This window comes from Nonomuraea sp. B208 (assembly GCF_057536035.1).
In genome coordinates, this window is sequence record NZ_BAAJOU010000034.1 from 172236 (window position 1) to 192937 (window position 20702).

14 protein-coding genes are annotated in these 20702 nt (G+C 73.0%); 8 read left to right on the forward strand and 6 right to left on the reverse strand.

Annotated elements, in window-relative coordinates; all coding sequences use genetic code 11:
* Nucleotides 1-73: 73 nt before the first annotated feature.
* From AC27IY_RS48065 to AC27IY_RS48100, 8 genes are all read left to right on the forward strand, one after another.
* The gene (locus AC27IY_RS48065; RefSeq protein ID WP_487182000.1) at nt 74-2617 is read left to right on the forward strand and encodes an ATP-binding protein; all 2544 of its coding nucleotides are present in this window, start codon (nt 74-76) and stop codon (nt 2615-2617) included.
* 97 nt (nt 2618-2714) lie between these two features.
* Entirely contained in the window at nt 2715-4091 is a 1377-nt protein-coding gene (locus AC27IY_RS48070; RefSeq protein ID WP_487182001.1) for a VCBS repeat domain-containing M23 family metallopeptidase, read from the forward strand.
* Nucleotides 4092-4121: 30 nt separating this feature from the next.
* The gene (locus AC27IY_RS48075; RefSeq protein WP_487182002.1) at nt 4122-5504 is read left to right on the forward strand and encodes an FG-GAP repeat domain-containing protein; all 1383 of its coding nucleotides are present in this window, start codon (nt 4122-4124) and stop codon (nt 5502-5504) included.
* A gap of 39 nt (nt 5505-5543) precedes the next feature.
* Nucleotides 5544-6641 carry an enolase C-terminal domain-like protein gene (locus AC27IY_RS48080; RefSeq protein ID WP_423451504.1) on the forward strand — a complete coding sequence of 366 codons (1098 nt, stop codon included), beginning with the start codon at nt 5544-5546 and terminating at the stop codon, nt 6639-6641.
* Nucleotides 6642-6660: 19 nt separating this feature from the next.
* Complete coding sequence (locus tag AC27IY_RS48085) at nt 6661-8427, forward strand: glycoside hydrolase family 15 protein (protein ID WP_487182003.1); 1767 nt, start codon at nt 6661-6663, stop codon at nt 8425-8427.
* 58 nt (nt 8428-8485) lie between these two features.
* Nucleotides 8486-10252: a thiamine pyrophosphate-dependent enzyme gene (locus AC27IY_RS48090; RefSeq protein ID WP_487182004.1), complete on the forward strand. Its 1767-nt coding sequence runs from the start codon at nt 8486-8488 to the stop codon at nt 10250-10252.
* Nucleotides 10253-10257: 5 nt separating this feature from the next.
* Nucleotides 10258-13206 carry an FAD-binding and (Fe-S)-binding domain-containing protein gene (locus AC27IY_RS48095; RefSeq protein ID WP_487182005.1) on the forward strand — a complete coding sequence of 983 codons (2949 nt, stop codon included), beginning with the start codon at nt 10258-10260 and terminating at the stop codon, nt 13204-13206.
* A complete protein-coding gene (locus AC27IY_RS48100) occupies nt 13203-13940 on the forward strand; it encodes an SDR family NAD(P)-dependent oxidoreductase (protein WP_487182006.1) in 738 nt (245 codons plus the stop codon). The genes AC27IY_RS48095 and AC27IY_RS48100 overlap by 4 nt, the downstream gene beginning before the upstream one ends.
* A gap of 8 nt (nt 13941-13948) precedes the next feature.
* Here the strand turns inward: AC27IY_RS48100 and hpnH are convergent, their stop codons facing one another.
* From hpnH to hpnC, 6 genes are read right to left on the reverse strand one after another with little or no spacing between them, the layout of a single operon-like run.
* Entirely contained in the window at nt 13949-14953 is a 1005-nt protein-coding gene (gene hpnH, locus AC27IY_RS48105) for an adenosyl-hopene transferase HpnH (protein WP_364456948.1), read from the reverse strand.
* Nucleotides 14950-15570, reverse strand: a complete 621-nt coding sequence (locus tag AC27IY_RS48110) for a phosphorylase family protein (RefSeq protein WP_487182007.1) — start codon at nt 15568-15570, stop codon at nt 14950-14952. Before AC27IY_RS48110 ends, hpnH begins: the two co-directional genes overlap by 4 nt.
* Entirely contained in the window at nt 15567-17447 is a 1881-nt protein-coding gene (gene shc / locus AC27IY_RS48115) for a squalene--hopene cyclase (protein WP_487182008.1), read from the reverse strand. The genes AC27IY_RS48110 and shc overlap by 4 nt, the downstream gene beginning before the upstream one ends.
* A 1-nt stretch (nt 17448) precedes the next feature.
* Nucleotides 17449-18441, reverse strand: a complete 993-nt coding sequence (locus AC27IY_RS48120; protein ID WP_449947431.1) for a polyprenyl synthetase family protein — start codon at nt 18439-18441, stop codon at nt 17449-17451.
* Nucleotides 18438-19781 (reverse strand): hydroxysqualene dehydroxylase HpnE, encoded by a 1344-nt coding sequence (hpnE, locus tag AC27IY_RS48125; RefSeq protein WP_449947428.1) that lies wholly within the window; start codon nt 19779-19781, stop codon nt 18438-18440. Before hpnE ends, AC27IY_RS48120 begins: the two co-directional genes overlap by 4 nt.
* Before the next feature lie 10 nt (nt 19782-19791).
* On the reverse strand, nt 19792-20670 hold the full coding sequence (hpnC, locus tag AC27IY_RS48130; RefSeq protein ID WP_487182009.1) for a squalene synthase HpnC: 879 nt from the start codon (nt 20668-20670) through the stop codon (nt 19792-19794).
* Nucleotides 20671-20702 lie beyond the last annotated feature (32 nt).

Consider the following 20702-nt stretch of genomic DNA (forward strand, 5'->3'; position numbering starts at 1 on the left):
GGACATTGAGCCGGACGTTGATCACGACATATGGTGTGGACCCTCACAGACGCCAACACGGGAGGCGCAAGACGTGGGGGACGCGTTCGGCGTGCTGCTTCGATCCCATCGGCTCCGCCGCCGGCTCACCCAAGAAGCGCTCGCCGAGCGTGCGGGCATCAGCTCCCGCTCGGTCGCCGAACTCGAACGGGGCCGCGGCCGCAGCCCGCGCCCCCGCTCGCTGGAGCAACTGGCCACGGCGCTGGACCTGGACGGCGAGGAGCGGGAGGAGTTCATCGCGGCCGGTCACACGCTGTTCTGGGCGAGCCGCGCCGGCCGGACGGACCGCGACCCCGCGGGCGAGAGCGTCCCCGACGCCGGCTCGACGTGCAGGCAGCTCCCCGCGGACGCCCCCGACTTCGTCGGCCGCGACGACGAGCTCGCCCTCCTGGCCTCGGTCCTCGACCCGGGCAACCACAACGCGAGGCTGGCAGTGCTCTCCGGGCCGCCCGGCGTCGGCAAGACGGCCCTGGCCGTGCACGCGGGACATCGGTTCGCGTCGTGGTTCCCCGACGGGCAGCTCTACGCGACGCTGCGCGGCGGCACCGCCGACCCCGTTGACCCCGCCGAGGTGCTGGCCCAGTGGCTGCGGGCGCTCGGTGTGGACGGCTCGGCCCTGCCCGTGGGCGTGGACGCCCGCGCCGCGCTGTTCCGGGACCGGCTGGCCGTCCAGCGGGTGCTCCTCGTCGTCGACGACGCCGGCGGGTACCGCCAGGTGGAGCAGCTCCTGCCGGCCAAGGGCGTCGCCATGATGGTCACCAGCCGATTACCCCTGACCGGCCTGCCCGGCGTGACCTCCATCGACCTGCGGCCGCTGTCCGGCCCGACGGCCGTCCGGCTGCTCTCCCAGGTGGCCGGCGAAGAACGCGTACGGGCGGAGCCCGCGGCGGCCGTCGAGCTGGTCTCGGCATGCGGCGGGCTGCCCCTGGCCGTACGGATCGCCGGGGCACGGCTGGCCGCGCGTCCGCACTGGAGCGTCGAGGCGCTCAACGAGCGACTGGCCGACGAACGCAGGCGGCTCAACGAGCTGCGCCACGGCGACCTGGCCGTACGCCCGGGGCTGCACCTCGCCCACGAAGGGCTCACCCCCACGGCCGCCCGGGCGTTCGCGCTGCTCGGCGAGCTGGGGGTGCCGTCCTTCCCCGAATGGGCGGTGGCCGCCCTGCTGGGCGCCGATCCCGCCGCGGGAACCGCCGTGCTCGAAGAGCTGCTCGACTCGCGGCTGCTGGAGGCGCTCGGCTCCGACCGGGCCGGCCAGCCGCGCTACCGCTTCCACGACATCACCCGGCTGTACGCCCGCGAGCGGCGCGAAGCCGCAGTTCCCCAATCCGAGTGGACCGCCGCGCTGGCCCGCGCCGCCACCGGCTGGCTGGCCCTGGCCAGGCACGCGCAGGACCACCTCGACTGCCTGCGCTTCCACCTCGACGACAGGGACCATCCGGCGGCCGTCACCGACCAGCGGGCCGCCGCCGCCGTCGCCGACCGGCCCGTCGAGTGGTTCGAGGCCGAGCGGGAGGCGCTGGCCGTGCTGGTGTCGGCCTGCGCGGAGGCGGGTCTCGCCGCGACCGCGCGCTGCCTGGCCGGTTGCAGCGCCGACTTCTACGAGCTGCGGGGCTACTACGACGACTGGCGGCGGGCCGTGAGCGCGGCGCAGGCCGCCTGCCGGCGCGCCGGCGACCGCGCGGGCGAGGCGACGATGCTGCGCGGGCTCGGCAGCTGCCTCATCGAGCTCGACGACCCGAAGGCCGCCATGTCGGCGCTGAACGCCGCGCGGACGCTGGCGGAAGAGACCGGCGACCTGGCCGGCGTCGCCCTGGCCGGCAAGGAGATCGGCTTCATGCTGAGCCTCGTCGGCCGGGTCCAGGAGGCGGAGGCCGAGCTGCGTACGGCCGCCGAACGGCTGGGACAGGCCGACCTGCCGCTCGCCAGGGCCCTCGCGCTCACGAGCCTCGGATTCGTGCTGCGCGAACGGGGCGACACGGCCGAGGCGGTCGACGTCATCACCTCCGCGCTCAGCATCGCCCGCTCGTGCGGCGCGCGGTTCACCGAGGCGTACGCGCTGCGGGGCCTCTCCGGCGCGCTCCGGGCCTGCGACCGGCCCCGGCAGGCGCAGGCGGCGGCCCGCGAGGCCGCCGCGATCTTCGAGCAGGTCGGCGACCTCATCGGCACCGCGCAGAGCCTGCGCGTGCTGGGCGAGGCGCTGGCGCACGAGCCGCACCGGCTTGAGGAGGTGCAACAGGCGCTGACCGCCGCCGCCGCGCTGTTCCGCGAACAGGGACACCGCTGGGGGCTGGCGCTCACCGAGCTGAGCCTGGGCGAGATCGAGGCCCGCCAGGGCAACCCTGAAGCCACCGCGCGCCTCCGCCGGTCCCTGCGGTATTGGGTCGACGAGCAGGTCCCCGCTCTCCAGGCGCGCACGCTCGTGGCCCTCGCGGACGCCGGCGAGCAGCAGGGCGATCCCGCCGCGCGGGAGCTGCTCATGCAGGCGTACCAGATCTACCAGGCGCTGGAAGCGCCCGCCGCGGCCGAGCTCGCCCGCCGGCTCGGCATGCAGGAAGGCGCCGCGCCGGCCACCTGAGGCGGGCGTCAGGACGAACGTCAGGTCGAACGTCCTGGTCCGCTTCCCTGTCGCGGGATTCGATGAGGAGCGTCTGATCCGCGCCAGGAGGAATGCCATGTTCAGAAACACGCCCATGAGAGCTGCCGTCACCACCTCGCTCATCGCCGCCTTCGGCCTGGTCGCCGCGGCGACCCCGGCGATGGCCGCCCCCAACCTCCAGCTCCCCTTCCCCTGCGGCCAGCAGTGGCGGCTGGACACCTGGGCGCACGCTCCCGCGCTCGACATGGTGCGGGAACCCGACCAGCAGGGAACCGACGGCGCACTTCTCGTCGCGCCGGCCGCCGGCACGGTGAACCAGTCCTTCTACCACAGCAACGCCGGGAACGTGATCCAGATCGACCACGGGGGCGGCTACTTCACCACGTACCTGCACCTGCAGTCCCGCAGCGTCTCGGCCGGCGCGAAGGTGCAGATGGGATCGTCGATCGGCCGGGTCGGCGCGACCGGCCCGACCAGCAACGGACATCCCCACCTGCACTTCGAGCTCGGCTACGACGCCGACGGCAGCGGGTCGGCGACCTGGGGGTACGCGGGCTCAGAACGGGTCAGGCCGACCTTCAACGGCGTCACCTACGGCTCGGCCAACGGCCAGACCTGGCGCAACGTCACCAGCAACAACTGCGGCCAGGGGTCCTCGGCGACCGACTTCAGCGGTGACGGTAAGGCCGATGTCATCGCCCGTAACTCCACGACGAAGGACCTGCATCTGTATCTCGGGAACGGGAGTGGCGGGTTCAAGGCGGGGACGGGTGATGCGATCGGTAACAACTGGGGTGCGTTCGACGTCATCTTCTCGCCGGGCGATTTCAACGGTGACGGGAAGGCCGATGTCATCGCCCGTAACTCCACGACGAAGGATCTGCATCTCTACCTCGGGAACGGGAGTGGTGGGTTCAAGGCGGGGACGGGTGATGCGATTGGCAACAACTGGGGTGCGTTCGACGTCATCTTCTCGCCGGGCGATTTCAACGGTGACGGGAAGGCCGATGTCATCGCCCGTAACTCCGCCACGAAGGACCTGCATCTCTACCTCGGGAACGGGAGTGGGGGCTTCAAGGCGGGGACCGGTGATGCGATCGGTAACAACTGGGGTGCGTTCGACGTCATCTTCTCGCCGGGCGACTTCAGCGGTGACGGTAAGGCGGACGTGATCGTCCGTAACTCCACGACGAAGGACCTTCACCTCTACCTGGGCAATGGCAGCGGGGGCTTCAAGGCGGGGACCGGTGACGCGATCGGCAACAACTGGGGTGCCTTCGACACCATCTTCTCGCCGGGCGACTTCAGCGGTGACGGTAAGGCGGACGTGATCGTCCGTAACTCCACGACGAAGGATCTGCACCTCTACCTGGGCAACGGCAGCGGGGGCTTCAAGGCGGGGACCGGTGACGCGATCGGCAACAACTGGGGCGCCTTCGACACCATCTTCTGACCCGAACCCCACTTCCCTTGGAGGACTGTCATGCGCAAAACCCCTCTCGGCATGACGGCCGCGGCCGTCATCACCGTCCTCGGCTTATCGGCGTACCCCGCGATGGCGGCCGAACCCGAGCCGGCCGTGCGCCTCAACGCCGCCTACCAGCTCGCCGCCTGCGACCCCAACGGCACCACCTCGGCCGACGCGGCTCTGGCCACCCAGCTCAACAGCACACTCAACGCCAAGATGCGCGGCTACATGTCCGCCTACCGGGTCTCCTGCGCCCGGATGGTGGTCAAGGCCGTACGCGACCGCGGCCTGGCTCCCCGAGCCGCGGTGATCGCCATCGCCACGACCATCGTGGAGTCCAGCATCCAGAACATCAGCGAGGAGGTCGACCACGACAGCCTCGGCCTGTTCCAGCAGCGCGCCTCCTGGGGGACGAGCGCCCAGCGCCTCAACCCGACGTGGGCCACCAACGCCTTCCTCGACAAGATGATCAGGCTCTACCCCGGCGACAGCTGGAAGACGGCTCCCGTCGGTGAGGTGTGCCAGGCGGTCCAGGTGTCCGCCTACCCGGACCGCTACCAGGTGCAGGCCGCCGACGCCCAGATCATCGTGGACGCGCTCTCGAAGCCCGACTTCAGCGGCGACGGGAAGGCGGACGTGATCGCCCGCAACGCCGCCACGAAGGACCTGCATCTGTATCTCGGGAACGGGAGCGGGGGCTTCAAGGCGGGGACGGGTGATGCGATCGGTAACAACTGGGGTGCGTTCGACGTCATCTTCTCGCCGGGCGATTTCAACGGCGATGGTAAGGCCGATGTCATCGCCCGCAACTCCACGACGAAGGATCTGCACCTCTACCTGGGCAACGGCAGTGGTGGGTTCAAGGCGGGGACGGGTGATGCGATCGGTAACAACTGGGGTGCGTTCGACGTCATCTTCTCGCCGGGCGATTTCAACGGCGATGGTAAGGCCGATGTCATCGCCCGCAACTCCGCCACGAAGGACCTGCACCTCTACCTCGGCAACGGCAGCGGGGGCTTCAAGGCGGGGACAGGCGCAGCCATCGGCAACAACTGGGGCGCCTTCGACACCATCTTCTCGCCGGGCGACTTCAACGGCGATGGGAAGGCCGATGTCATCGCCCGCCACTCCAGCACGAAGGACCTTCACCTCTACCTCGGCAACGGCAGCGGCGGCTTCAAGGCGGGGACCGGTGACGCGATCGGCAACAACTGGGGGGCGTTCGACGTCATCTTCTCGCCCGGTGACTTCAGCGGTGACGGTAAGGCTGACGTGATCGTCCGTAACTCCGCCACGAAGGACCTTCACCTCTACCTCGGCAACGGCAGCGGCGGGTTCAAGGCGGGGACCGGTGACGCGATCGGCAACAACTGGGGTGCCTTCGACGCCATCTTCTGACCTCGTTTGCCGAGGTCGGACGGGGTAGAAGCCCATCACATGAGCAGGATCGAGCGAGTGACCGCCGCGGCCTACCGGGTGCCGACCGACCAGCCCGAAGGGGACGGGACGCTCGCCTGGGACGCCACGACGCTGGTCGTCGCCGAGGTCCACGCCGAGGGCATGACGGGGACGGGCTGGACGTACGCGCCCGCCGCCGCGGCCGGGTTCATCGGCGAGGCGCTGGCGAAGGTGGTCGAGGGCAGGGACGCCCTGGCGATCCCGGCGATCTGGGACGCCCTGGTCCGCCAGGTGCGCAACGCCGGGCGGCCCGGCCTCGCCGGGTACGCCGTCTCCGCCCTCGACGTCGCCCTGTGGGATCTGAAGGCGCGGCTGCTGGGGACGTCGCTGGCCGGGCTGTTCGGGCCGGCCCGCGAGCGGGTCCCGCTGTACGGGTCGGGCGGCTTCACCACCTACGACGACGACACGACCGCCGCCCAGCTCACCCACTGGGTCCACGATCTGGGCATCGGCCGCGTCAAGATCAAGATAGGGGAGTCGTCCGGCACCAGACCCGCCAGGGACCTGCGCCGGGTGGCCCTGGCCCGGCGGGTCATCGGCGACGACGCCGAGCTGTACGTCGACGCCAACGGCGGCTACACCGCCAAGCAGGCCGTCCGGCAGGCCGAGCGGATGCGCGAGCACGACGTGCGCTGGTTCGAGGAGCCGGTCTCCTCCGACGACCTGGCCGGCCTGCGGCTGGTCAGGCAGCGGATCAGCGCCGACGTGGCCGCGGGCGAGTACGGCGGCGACCCCGCGTACTTCACCCGGATGTGCCAGGCGGAGGCGGTGGACTGCCTCCAGGCGGACGCGACCCGCTGCGGCGGCTACACCGGCTGGTTCGCCGCCTGCGCGATCGCGGCCGGGCACAACCTGGAGGTCTCCGCGCACTGCGCGCCCAACCTGCACCTGCCGGCCGCCGCCGCCACCCCGAACCTGCGGCACATCGAGTGGTTCCACGACCACCAGCGCATCGAGGCCGAGCTGTTCGACGGGGCCGCCGACCCCAGCGGCGGGCTGGCCGGTCCGGTCACCGGGGGGCCGGGCCACGGCCTGACGCTGCGCGCCGACGCCGCTCAGCCGTACCGCACAGCGTGAAGCCGGAGGTGACGGGGAGATGCGGAGGATCGAGGACTACGCCCTCATCGGAGACATGCAGACCGCCGCCCTGGTCGGCAGGGACGGCTCCGTCGACTGGCTGTGCCTGCCGCGCTTCGACTCTCCCGCCTGTTTCGCCGCCCTGCTCGCCGATCCCGGCGCGGGCCGGTGGCTGCTGGCCCCGGCCGGAGCGGGTCCCTGCTCCTCCCGCCGCTACCTGGACGGCACGCTGGTCCTGGAGAGCACGTGGGAGCGTGACGGCGGCGCGGTGCGGATTTTGGACTTCATGCCGCCGCGCGGTCAGGCGCCCGACGTGGTCCGCATCGTCGAGGGCGTACGAGGCCGGGTCGAGATGAGCATGGAGCTGGCGCTGCGTTTCGACTACGGGCGCGACGAGCCCTGGCTGCGCCACGAGCACGGCCTCCTGGCCGCCGTGGCCGGGCCCGACGCCGCCTGGTTGCGCACCCCCGTCCCGCTGCGCCAAAACGAGGACAGCCGGCGTACCACGGCGGAGTTCACGGTGGGGCCGGGCGATCGGGTGCCGTTCGTGCTGACCTGGCAGCATTCGTGGCTGCGGCGCCCGCACGCCGTGGACGGGCGGGAGTCCCTGGCCGCGACCGTGCGGATGTGGCGCGACTGGATCGGCCGGTGCCACCACCGGAGCGACGACGACTCCGCCGTGCGCGACAGCCTGCTGGTGCTGAAGGCGCTCACGTACGAGCCGACCGGCGGGATCGTCGCCGCCGCGACCACCTCCCTGCCCGAGCAGTTCGGCGGCTCGCGCAACTGGGACTACCGCTACTGCTGGCTGCGCGACGCCACGTTCACCCTCCAGGCGCTCATGTCGGCCGGTTACGACGCCGAGGCCCGCGCCTGGCGGGACTGGCTGCTCCGCGCCGTCGCCGGTCACCCCGCCGACATGCAGATCATGTACACCGTCGAGGGGGCCAGACGCATCCCCGAGTGGACCGTGGACTGGCTGCCCGGCTTCGACGGCTCGTCCCCGGTCGTCGTCGGCAACGCCGCCTCCGGCCAGTTCCAGCTCGACGTCTACGGCGAGACCCTCGAATGCCTGCACCTCGCCAGGCGGTCGGGGCTCGCCGTGGAGGAGGAGGCGTGGGACCTGCAGCGGAGCATCATGGACTATCTCGAAGGGGCCTGGCGGCGGCCCGACAACGGGGTGTGGGAGACGCGCGGCCCGCGCCGGCAGTTCACCCACTCCAAGATCCTCACCTGGGTGGCCGCCGACCGGATGGTGCGGGCGGTGGAGACGTACGGGCTGGGCGGGCCGGTGGACCGGTGGCGGGCGCTGCGCGCGGAGATCCACGACGAGGTGTGCGCGCGCGGCTACGACGCCGACCGCAACACCTTCACCCAGTACTACGGCTCGACCGGGCTGGACGCCGCGCTGCTGCTCATCCCGCGCCTCGGTTTCCTGCCCGTGGACGACCCGCGCGTGGCGGGGACCGTGGACGCGATCAGGCGCGAGCTGATGGAGGACGGCTTCGTGCTGCGCTACCGGCCCCAGCAGGAGGGCGTGGACGGGCTGCCCGGCCGCGAGGGCACCTTCCTGGCCTGCTCGTTCTGGCTGGCCGACGCGCTGGCGATGCTGGGCCGCCGCCGCGAGGCGCGCGAGCTGTTCGACCGGCTGCTCGGCCTGCGCAACGACGTCGGGCTGCTCTCGGAGGAGTACGACACCACCCTCCGCCGGCAGGCCGGCAACTTCCCGCAGGCGTACAGCCACGTGTCCGTCATCAACACCGCCGCCGCCCTGGCCCCGGGCTGACGAACACTTTCCGCATTCGTCAGCATTCCGCTCCAGCAGGCAGGGCAGGACGCCGGGCATGACCCGTATCGTCGCAGAATCGCTCATAGAACGGCTGGTCGCCTGGGGTGTGGACACCGTGTTCGGCCTGCCGGGCGACGGGATCAACGGCATCATGGAGGGACTTCGCCGCCATCGTGACCGCGTCCGTTTCCTGCTGGTGCACCACGAGGAGGCGGCGGCGTTCATGGCCACCGCGCACGCCAAGGCCACCGGTCAGATCGGGGTGTGCCTGGCCACCTCGGGACCGGGCGGCATCCACCTGCTCAACGGCCTGTACGACGCCAAGCTGGACCACCAGCCGGTCCTCGCCATCACCGGCATGCAGGAGACGAGCGTGCTCGGCACCGGCTACCAGCAGGAGGTCCACCTGGACCGCCTGTACGAGGACGTCACCGAGTACAACCTCCTGATCGACAACCCCGCGCAGCTGCCCGGCGTCGTCGACCTCGCGATCAGGGCCGCCTACGCCCGGCGCGGAGTGGCCCACCTGACCATCCCCAACGACGTCCAGGTCGCCGACGCCCACGAGGACCCCTACCCCGGGGTCGCGCCGGCCCGCCCGCCGGCCACCGCGCCGATCTACCTGAGCGCCCCCGGCGTCCCCCGGCAGGAGGACCTGGAGGCGGCGGCGTCGGTGCTGAACGCCGCCGCGCGGCCGGCGATCCTGGCCGGCGCGGGCGCCCTGCACGCCCGGCGCGAGGTGCTGGCGGTGGCCGACGTGCTCGGCGCGCCGGTGATCAAGACCCTGCCCGGCAAGGCCGTCATCCCCGACGACTCGCCCTTCGCCGTGGGCGGCATCGGCCTGCTCGGCACCCGGCCGGGCGAGGAGCTGGTCGAGGACTGCGACACGCTGTTCATGATCGGCACCAACTTCCCCTACACCAAGCACCTGCCGGAGCCGGGCCAGGCCCGCGTGGTGCAGCTGGAGGCCGACCCGATCAGGGCGGGCGTGCGCATGCCGACCGAGGTGCCGATGATCGGCGACGCCAAACAGGGCCTCGCCGCGCTCCTGCCGCTGCTGGAGCGGAACGGCGACCGCGGGCACCTGGCCAAGTACGCCAAGGCGATGGACCGCTGGCGCGCCGACATGGCCGCCCTGCGCACGCCCGACCGCGATCCGATCGCCCCTCAGTACCTGATGGCCTGCGTGGACGAGGCCGCCACCGACGACGCGATCCTGACCTGTGACTCGGGCACCATCGCGACCTGGGCGGCCCGGCACTGGACCATCCGCGGCGAGCGCGGCTTCTACCTGTCGGGCAACCTCGCCACCATGGCGCCGGGCCTGCCGTACGCGATCGCCATGCAGCACGCCTTCCCCGGCCGGCAGGTGATCGCTTTCGTCGGGGACGGCGGCTTCGCGATGCTGATGGCCGAGTTCCTGACCGCCGCCCAGCACCGGCTGCCGATCAAGGTGATCGTCAACAACAACAACGCGCTGGGCCAGATCCTCTGGGAGCAGATGGTGCTCGGCTACCCCGAGCACGGCGTGCGCTTCGCCGAGCCCGCCGCCGACTTCTCCGCCTGGGCCCGCTCGTGCGGCGGCTACGGCCGCAAGGTGAGCGACCCCCGTGACCTCGCCGAGGCCGTACGGGAGGCGCTCGCGCACGACGGGCCGGCGCTGGTCGATGCCGACGTCAACCCCGACGAGCCGCCGATGCCGGGCAAGGTGACGTACGAGCAGGCGAAGAAGTTCGCCGAGGCGTTCATGAAGGGCCAGCCGCACAAGGCGTCGATCGCGACCACCCTGTTCAAGGACAAGATCTCCCAGATGGGCCGGTGAGGGTGATGACCCGTCCTGCCACGCTTCCCGCTCCCGCCCTCCGGACCGCGCAGCCCTACGTGCGGGTGCGTGACCTGGAGCGGGACCTCGCCGCCGAGGTCGACGGCGAGGTCCGCTTCGACCCCGGCAGCCGGGGCGCCTACTCCACCGACGCCTCCAACTACCGCCAGGTGCCGCTCGGCGTCGTCGTGCCGCGCACGGTGGACGCCGCGGTGGTCGCGGTGGCGATCTGCCGCGAGCACGGGGCGCCGATCACCTCGCGCGGCGGCGGGACCAGCCTGGCCGGCCAGACCTGCAACACCGCCGTCATCATCGACTGGTCGAAGTTCTGCCACCGTCTGGTCTCCGTGGACGAGCGGGCGCGTACCTGCGTGGTGGAGCCCGGCATCGTGCTGGACGACCTCAACCGGCGGCTCAAGCCGACCGGCCTGATGTTCGGCCCGCGCCCGTCCACGCACTCCCACTGCACGCTCGGCGGCATGATCGGCAACAACTCGTGCGGGTCCACCGCCCAGCTCTACGGCAAGACCGCCGACAACGTCGTCCGGCTGGAGATCCTCACCTACGACGGCACCCGCATGTGGGTGGGCCCCACGAGCGACGAGGAGTACGCCAGGATCACCGCCGAGGGCGGCCGCCCGGCCGAGATCCTGCGCGGGCTGCGCGAGATCATGAACGAGCACGCCGACGAGATCCGCCGCCGCTACCCCGACATCCCGCGCCGGGTCTCCGGCTACAACCTCGACCAGCTGCTGCCCGGCGGGCCGTTCGACGTGGCGCGGGCTCTGGTCGGCTCGGAGGGCACGCTGGTCACCGTGCTCCGCGCCGAGCTGGCGCTGGTGCCCGTACCGGCCGCGCGGAGCCTGGTCGTGCTCGGCTACCACGACATCGCGGCGGCCGGCGACGCCGTGCTGCCGATCGCCGCCCATCGGCCGCTCCAGCTTGAGGGCATCGACGACAAGCTCATCGGCTACGAGACGCGCAAGCACATGCACGGCAAGGCGGTGGCCCGGCTGCCGGAGGGCGGCGCCTGGCTGATGGCGTCGTTCACCGGTGACGACCAGGAGGACGCCGACCGGCGGGCCCACGCGCTCCTGGAGGACATCGGCCGCGACGGGAACGGCCCCGACGTGGCGTTCTTCGACGACCCCGAGTCCGAGACGGAGCTCTGGGATCTGCGCGAGGCGGGGCTCGGCGCCACCGCGCGCGGGCCGGGCATGGCCGACACCTGGCCCGGCTGGGAGGACTCGGCCGTCCCGCCGGAACGACTCGGCGACTACCTGCGCGACCTGCGCCGCCTGCTGGAGGAGTTCGGCTACGGCGACGCCGCGCTGTACGGCCACTTCGGCCAGGCGTGCGTGCACACCCGCATCCCGTTCGACCTGCTCACCGCCGACGGCGTGGCGGCCTTCCGCGCCTTCCTCGACCGGGCCGCGGACCTGGCCGTCTCCTACGGCGGCTCGCTGTCGGGCGAGCACGGCGACGGCCAGGCGCGGGCCGAGCTGCTGCCCAGGATGTTCGGCGACGCCGTAGTCACCGCCTTCCAGCAGGTCAAGGCGGTGTTCGACCCCGACGACCGGATGAACCCCGGCAAGATCGTCTCGCCCTACGGGATCACCACGGACCTGCGGCTGGGCAGCGCCTGGACGCCCGCCGAGCCGGAGACCGAGTTCGGCTACCCCGACGACCAGGGCAGCTTCCAGCGGGCCGTGATGCGCTGCGTCGGCGTCGGCCAGTGCCGCAGCCACCAGGGCGGCGTCATGTGCCCCTCCTACCGGGCCACCGGCGAGGAGGAGCACTCGACCCGGGGCCGCGCCCGGCTGCTGTTCGAGATGCTGAACGGCCACCGCGACTCCACCGTGACCGACGGCTGGCGCTCCACGGCCGTCCACGACGCCCTCGACCTGTGCCTGGCCTGCAAGGGCTGCAAGCGCGACTGCCCGGTGGAGGTGGACATGGCCACGTACAAGGCCGAGTTCCTCGCCCACCACTACGCGGGCCGGCTCCGGCCCGCCGCCCACTACAGCATGGGCTGGCTGCCGGTGTGGGCGCGGCTGGCCTCGTTCGCGCCCGGCCTGGTCAACGCCGTGACCCACGCGCCCGGCCTGGGCCGGCTGGTCAAGCGGCTGGGCGGGCTGGAGCCGGCCCGGCCGCTGCCGTCCTTCGCGGGGATCCGCTTCAGCGACGCCTACCGCCGCCGGGGGCCGCGTGGCAGCGGCGACCTCGGCGAGGTGCTGCTGTGGCCGGACACCTTCACCGACAACCTGGCCCCGCGCATCGGGGCCTCGGCCGTCGCCGTGCTCGAATCCGCCGGCTACCGGGTCATCGTGCCGCCGCGCACCCTGTGCTGCGGGCTGACCTGGATCTCCACCGGGCAGCTCGGTGTCGCCCGTCGCGTGCTGCGGCGGACCCTGGACACGCTCGCGCCCCTGCTCAGGCGCGGCATCCCGATCGTCGGGCTGGAGCCGTCCTGCACCGCCGTCTTCCGCGACGACGCGGCCAACCTGCTGCCCGGCGACCAGGACGTCACCCGGCTGGCCGAGCAGACGAAGACCCTCGCCGAGCTGCTCACCGGCACCGACGGCTGGCGGCCGCCGCGCATCGACCGCGCCGCCGTCGCCCAGCCGCACTGCCACCAGCACGCCGTGCTCGGCTACGAGGCCGATCAGCGCCTGCTCCAGCAGGCTGGGGTCAAGCTCAGGACCGTGGGCGGCTGCTGCGGCCTGGCCGGCGACTTCGGCTTCACCGCCGGGCACCTGAACACCTCGCTCGCCTGCGCCGAGCACGAGCTGCTGCCCGCCGTACGCGAGAGCGAGCCGGGCACGCTCGTCCTGGCCGACGGCTTCAGCTGCCGCACCCAGCTCGAACACACCAAAGCCGCGGACCGCCCGCTCCACCTGGCCGAACTCCTCGCCCAGGCGAGCACCCGGCTCACCTGCGGGCCGACGCGATGAGGCTCGCGGACGCCCACGTGCTGATCACGGGGGCCTCCTCGGGGATCGGCGCGGCCACCGCGCACGCGCTGGCGGGCACCGGCGCCCGGCTGACGCTCGCGGGCCGCGACCGCGAACGCCTCGCGGCCGTCGCCGCGGCGACGGGCGGGGCCATGGTGGTCTGCGACGTCGCCACCCAGGCCGACGAGCTCGTCACGCGGGCCGGTCACGTGGACGTCCTGGTGAACAACGCCGGGGTGGGGTGGGCCGGGTCGTTCGTGGAGATGCCGGCCGGCAGCGCCGAACGGCTGCTCGCCGTCAACCTCGCCGCGCCGATCGCGCTCACGCGGCTGCTGCTCCCCGGGATGCTGGCGGCGGGGCGCGGGCACGTCGTGTTCGTGGCCTCCATCGCGGGAGCGGTGGGCGTGGCGCGGGAGGCGGTCTACTCGGCCACGAAGGCGGGGCTGGTGGTCTTCGCCGAGGGCCTGCGCCACGAGCTGCGCCACGCGCCGGGGGTCGGCGTGTCCGTCCTGCTGCCGGGGGTGGTGAACACGCCCTTCTTCGTCCGGCGCGGCTCACCTTACACGCGCGGCTGGCCGGCGCCGATCCCGCCCGAGCGGGTGGCGCGGGCCGTCGTGGCGGCGATCCTGCACGGCCGGCCCGAGTCGTTCGTGCCGGGCTGGCTCAGGCTGCCGGCCAGGTTGCGCGGCGCGGCGCCCGGGCCGTTCCGGCTGCTCGCGCGGCGCTTCGGCTGACCTCTCGCTCAGCCGCTCCTGATGGCCCTGAGCGACTCCTTCAGCGAGCCGAGCGTGGCGAGGACGGCGGTGGGCTCGTAGCCGCAGTGCGCCATGCAGTTGTCGCACCGCGGGTCGCGGCCCCGGCCGTAGGCCGACCAGTCGGTGTCCTCGATCAGCTCGCGGTAGGTCTGGGCGTACCCGTCGGCCATCAGGTAGCAGGGCCGCTGCCAGCCGAACAGCGAGTACGACGGGATCGCCCAGGCTGTGCACGGCAGCTCCGTCAGGCCCTCAAGGAAGTCCAGGAACAGCGGCGAGTGGTTGAACCGCCAGCGGCTCCGCCTCCCGCCCTTGAACGCCTCGCGGAACAGCTCGCGCGTCTCCCGCACGCCCATGAACCGATCCTGTACGGGCGCCTTCTCGTACGCGTACGCGGGCGAGATCATCATCTGGTCCACGGCGAGCTCGTCGTTGAGGTAGTCGAGCACCTCGATGACGGTCTGCGGGCTGTCGGAGGAGAAGAACGTCGTGTTCGTCGTCACCCGGAAGCCGCGCCGCTGGCATTCGCGCACGGCGGCGACCGCCTCGTCGAAGACGCCCTCCTTGCACACCGCCGCGTCGTGGCGTTCGCGGACGCCGTCGATGTGCACGGTCCAGGCGAAGTAACGGGAAGGCTCGAACTCGTCGATCTTCTTCGGGATCAGCAGGGCGTTCGTGCACAGGAAGACGTACTTCTTCATGCCGACGAGGCGGCGGACCAGCTCGCCGATCTGCGGGTGCATGAGCGGCTCCCCGCCGGCGATCGAGACCATGGGCGCGCCGCACTCCTCGATGGCCGCGACGGCCTGGTCCACCGGCATGCGCCGTTTGAGCACGTCGGCGGGGTGCTGGATCTTGCCGCACCCGGCGCATTTGAGGTTGCACGCGAACAACGGCTCCAGCTCGACCAGCAGCGGGAACTTGGTCCGTCCCCGGAGCCGCTGGCCGAGGATGTAGCCGCCGATGCGCAGGCTTTGCCGAAGCGGGATCGTCATGGCAGCGGTTCCTTGGTTAGCGGGACGGACACGGGTTCGGGGGCGACGGCCGCCGCCCACTGCATCAGGACGGGACCGAGGGCGGCGAGCGTGCGCCGCGCGGCGAGGCCACGGGCCAGCGTCGCCGGGCGCAGCAGCGGCGCCCGCGGCGTGTCGACGATGACCCGTACGGCGGCGAGCGGCCGGTCGGCGGCGGCGCGGGCCAGCGGCCCGCTCTCCATGTCCACGGCCCGCACCCCCTGACCGGCGAGGCGGCGGCGTTCGGCCCCCCTGACGAGGTGGTCGACGGTGAGCAGCGGCCCGGTCCTGGCGGGCAGGCCGGCGCGGACCAGCTCCTCCATGAGCAGGGCGGCCCAAGGACAGGGATGGGTCCGTCCCCTGAACCGGATCTCGTCGGCCACCAGGACGTCGCCCGGCCGGAGGCCGGCGGCGACGGCGCCGCCGAAGCCCACGACGGCGACCGCCCCCTGTCCGTGCAGGTGCCCGGCCGCGCGGGCGGCCCGGCGCGGCCCGATCCCGGTGGTGACCACCCTGACGTCCGTGAGGTGGGCCGGCAGGCCGCGCCTGATCGCGTGGGCCTCGATGCCGAGCGCGGCGCAGATCAGCAGGCCGGTCATCGGACGTCCGGCGGCGTGTCGCGGCGCAGGTAGCGCCCGAGTGCGCTGATCGGGAAGACGAGCCGGTAGAGGTGGTAGTTGATGTAGAAGTCGCCGGGGAAGCCGGTGCCCGTGAAGTAGGGCTCGTCCCAGGTGCCGTCCGGCCGCTGGTGCTCGACGAGCCAGCGCACGCCGTTCTCCACCGCCGGTGAGCGTTCGCCGGCGGCCAGCAGGGCCAGCAGCGCCCAGGCGGTCTGCGACGCCGTCGAGGCGCCGCGGCCGATCCAGGCGGGGTCGCGGTAGGAGCGCAGGTCCTCGCCCCAGCCGCCGTCGTCGTTCTGGTGCCGTTCGAGCCAGGCCACGGCGTTCCGTACGGAGGAATGTCCCGGGTCGACCCCGGCGGCGACGAGGGCCGGCACCACGGCCCCGGTGCCGTAGACGTGGTTGGCGCCCCAGCGGCCGAACCACGAGCCGTCCCGCTCCTGCGCCCTGAGCAGCCAGACCACGCCCCTGCGCAGCTCGGGGGAGTGGGGCCGCTCCTTGGCCAGGGCTTCGACGACGTGCGCGGTGACGTCGGCGGACGGCGGGTCGATCACCGCGCCGAAGTCGCAGAAGGGCAGCTTGGTGCAGAGCACGCGGTCGTTGTCGGCGTCGAACGCCGCGAAGCCGCCGTCGGAGCTCGCCATGCCGGCCATCCACCGGACCCCGCGCTCGATCGCCGGCCGCACGCCGGGGACGTCCAGCCTGCGCAGCGCCAGGATCACCTCGGCGGTGTCGTCGATGTCGGGATAGCCGTCGTTGTCGAACTCGAACGCCCATCCGCCCGGCGCCAGTCGGGGCCTGCGCACGGCCCAGTCGCCCGTCGTGGTGATCTCCTCGCGCAGCAGCCAGGCGGCGGCTCCGGTGAGGGCCGGGTGGTCGGCGGGGGTGCCGGCGTCGAGCAGGGCGTTGACCGCGAGCGCGGTGTCCCAGACGGGGGACTGGCACGCCTCCAACCGGCGTCCGTTCTCGTCCCTGATGGTGAACCGGTCGAGTCCCTTGATGGCTTTGGTCAGCACCGGATGGTCGAGCCGGTAGCCGGCGAGGTGGAGCGCGATCACCGAGTAGACCCACGGGGGCTGGATGCCGCCCCAGGAGCCGTCGGCCTCCTGACGCGCGGCGATCCAGTTGATGGCGCGCCTCAGCGCGGCCCGCCGCAGGATCGGCGAAGGGCGCCGCTCGTAGCGGTGCAGCGCCCTGTCGAGGACGCCGAAGGCTCTCTCCCAGCCTCCGTCCGCGGCCCGGCGCGGCTCCCGTCCGGTGCGCAGCTCGGCCAGGTCGAACGGGAGCCGGCGCACCGGCCGGCACGCGGTCACGACGGTCAGCGGCACGATCGTCTGCCTGGCCCAGCAGGCCCAGTCGTAGATGTTCAGCGGGAACCACGGCGGAAGGAACATCAGCTCGGGCGGCATGACCGGCAGCCGCTGCCACGGCCACTCCCCGAACAGCGCCAGCCAGATCCGGGTGAACACCCGGCTCGCCTCGATGCCGCCCATGTCCAGGATCGGGCCGCGGGCGGCGCGCATGTGCGCCGCGTCGGGCGGGTCGCCGGCGAGCCGCAGCGCGGCGTACGCCTCGACGGTAGTGGACAGGTCGGCGGGGCCTTCGTGGAAGTTGGCCCAGGTGCCGTCGGCGCGCTGCTGCGAGCGGATCCACCGGCCGGCCTCCGCCGTGTCCCGCTCGGTGCGGATGCCGAGGAACTGCCGCAGCAGCAGGTCCTCGGCGTCCATGGTCACGTTGGTCTGCAGCTCGCCCTTCCACCAGCCCTCCGGGGACCGCAGGCCCAGCAGGTGGTCGCAGGCGCTCTGGAGGGCGTGCTCGGCTCCGGTGAGCACGTTCCGGGTCTCAAGAGTCGTCATGTCAGTGGTCCCTGGATGCGATGAATCGGGCGAGGTGCAGGAATTCAGCTCGTACGTCCGGGGGCAGGTCGGCCTCGTCGAGGCACCGGACCGCCGCGTCGAGCCGCCGCCCTGCCTCCGCCTCGGCCCACGCCCGGCCGCCCGCCTCCTCGACCAGGCGGGCGGCCTCGTGCAGGTCGGCCTCGGCGAGCGGCTCGGGCCTGGCCAGCAGTCCGGCGAGCCGCCGACCGGCCGCCGTCCCGCCGGTGAGCGCGGCGACCACGGGCAGGCTCTTCTTACGGGTACGCAGATCGGCGAGCACCGGCTTGCCCGTCGCCTCGGTGCTGCCCCAGATGCCGAGCAGGTCGTCGGCCAGCTGGAAGGCCAGGCCCGCCTCGGCCCCGAACGCGGCCAGGGCGCCGGCCAGAGGCGCGGGGCCGCCGGCCGCCGTGACGCCGATCGAGCAGGCGCAGGCGAGGAGCGAGGCGGTCTTGCACCGCGACATCAGCAGGCACTCCTCCCTCGTCACGTCGTCCCGGTCCTGGAACTCCAGATCGAGGGCCTGGCCCGCGACGAGCGCGAGCACGGCGTCGTTGAGCGCGCGGGCCGCCGCCGCAGAGCCCTGTTCCAGCAGCAGCTCCCCGGCCAGGGCGAGCAGGGCGTTGCCGCAGAGGAGGGCGTGGGGGCGGCCGAAGACGGTCCAGGCGGCCGGTCGGTGCCGGCGTACGGGGTCGTCGTCCATGACGTCGTCGTGCAGGAGCGAGAACGCGTGCACGAGCTCCACCGCCGCGGCGGCGGGCAGGCAGCGCTCGACGTCCGCCCCGGCGGCCTGGCCGGACAGCACCGCGAGCGTCGGCCGCAGCGCCTTGCCGCCGCCCGCTTCGCCGCCGTCCGCCCAGCCGAAGTGATAGCGGGCGACGCGCGCGGAGAGCGGGTCGAGACGGCCGACGGCCTCGCGCAGCACCGGCTCCACCAGCTCGCGGGCGGCCTCGGCGGCCGGCAGGGTCAGGGTCATGGCGTCGTCTCCTGACGTCGCAGGTGCCGCCTGACCAGGCCGGCCGCGTGCAGTCCACTGCGTACGGCCCCTTCCATGGTGTCGGGCCAGCCGGTGTCGGTCCAGGCGCCGGCGAGGTAGAGGCCGGGCCAGTGGGTGGTGCTGCGTGGGCGGAGCGCCCCGCTGCCGGGCGCCTGGCGGAAGGTCGCGCGCCGTTCTCTGGTGACGAAGAAGTCGGTCAGCCGGGCCCGGCGCGCGGCGGGCAGGACCGAGCGCAGCGCGGGGACGAACACCTCGCGCAGGTCGGCGGTCGGCCGGTCGATCCAGGTGTCCGCGACCGACACGGACACCGCGAGGTACTGGCCCCGGCGCAGGCCCGCGACGCGGGTCTTGTCGAACACCCACTGCACCGGCGAGTCCGTGACCGCGACGAACGGCGCCGGCATGACCGGGCGGTCGTAGACGGCGTGCACGTTGATGATCGGGCTCGCGTCGAGGGCGGTCCACGTGTCCCTGCCGGGCGCCGCGTCCAGGGGCACCAGCTTCGCGGCCTGCTCGTGGCGGGTGGCCACGATGACCGCCGACGCCCTGATCCTGACGCCGTCCACGACGACGGCCGGTCCCGGCTCGATCGCGCTGACCTTCGCCCCCACCCGTACGTCGCCGCCGCGCCGGACGATGGCCGCCCTGGCGGCGGTGTCGTGCAGCTCGCCCAGGGGGACCAGGGGGATGCCCAGGTCCGCGGCGTCCGGCCGGCCGAGCAGCGCGGTCTTGAACACCTTCACGGCCGGGCCGAGCGCGGCCTCCTCGACCCCGGTGTTCAGCGCCGCCACCGCGAGCAGGTCCCACAGCGCCTGCCGTGCGGGTGCGCGCTGGCCGTGCGCGGCGAGCCAGCTCCCGAACGTCACCTCGTCGAGGACGGGATCGGCCGGATCGAGTCTGCTGAGCGCGATGGAGCCGCGCAGGGCGCGGACCCGGTCGCCGGGACCGAGCAGGCGGTAGCCCGCGAGCGCGGGGACGAAGTGCAACGGTCCGGGCAGCGCGGCCCGGCGCAGCCGCCCCGACCGGCCCGCCGCGCTCAGCACCCGCACGTCGAACCGGCTCTGCAGATCCACCAGCGCGGTGCCGCCGATCCGGTCGAGCAGCCCGCGGTAGGCCGTGCAGCAGCGGAGGAAGACGTGCTGGCCGTTGTCCACCGTCAGCCCGTCGCGCTGGAAGGAGCAGGCCGCGCCGCCCAGCCTCGGGCGGGCCTCGTACAGCGTCACGCGGTGCCCGGCCTCGGTGAGCGCGACGGCCGCCGAGATGCCGGCCAGGCCGCCGCCGATCACCGCCACCGGCTCGGAGCCCGGCCGGGGACTCATCGCGGCCCCCTCATGCCGAAGGAAGGCGTTGGAGCGCCGGATCGGACGATCTCGTGGTCATGAGGACCCGCGCCCACGCCGCGAGCAGGCGCAGGCGGCGCGGGCGCACGGCACGGCCCAGGACGTCGTAGCGGGCGGCGGCCAGCGCGGCCAGGGTCGCGTGACCCCCCGCGACATAACCGGCCACCGCCGTACGGGCGAAGCCGGCCAGCGTGGCGACGATCGCCTCCCCCTCGCCCAGCAGCTTCGCGGCCCGCGCGGCCTGCACGGCCACCGCCGCGCGGAGCGGCGGCGAGGTGGCCGTCGCCGCGAGATGGCCCTCCGGGCAGCCGGCCCGCCGCAGGTCCTTCTCCGGCAGGTAGACGCGTCCGTGCCGGTAGTCCTCGCCCACGTCCTGGCAGTGCTCGATGATCTGCAAGGCCGAGCAGACGCGGTCCGACAGGGCCAGCCGGGCCTCGCTCACCTCCCCGAACACGTGCAGCACGAGCCGGCCGACCGGGTTCGCCGAGAGCGCGCAGTAGCCGAGCAGGTCGTCGAACGTCTCGTAGCGGGTGACCGACTGATCACGCCGGTTGGCCTCGATGAGGCGGTGGAACGGCTCGGCCGGGATCGCGCACTCCCGGACGGTGCGGGCCAGCGCGCGGACCGGCCGCAGCCGCGGGGTCTCCCCGTCGTAGAGCCGCGCCAGGTCGGCCTCGAACTCGTCCAGCAGGCGCAGCCGGTCACCGGGAGGCTCCTCGTCGCCGACGTCGTCCACGGAGCGCGCGAAGCCGTACACGGCCATGAGGTGGTCGCGGTGCCGGCGCGGCAGCAGCCGCGAGGCCACCGGGAAGTTCTCCCGGCGGGCCTTTTTCGCGAGCTCCTGTGAATAGCCCTTCCTTGACAGCACGACAGGGAAATTATCCGTCGCCGGGCAGCGCA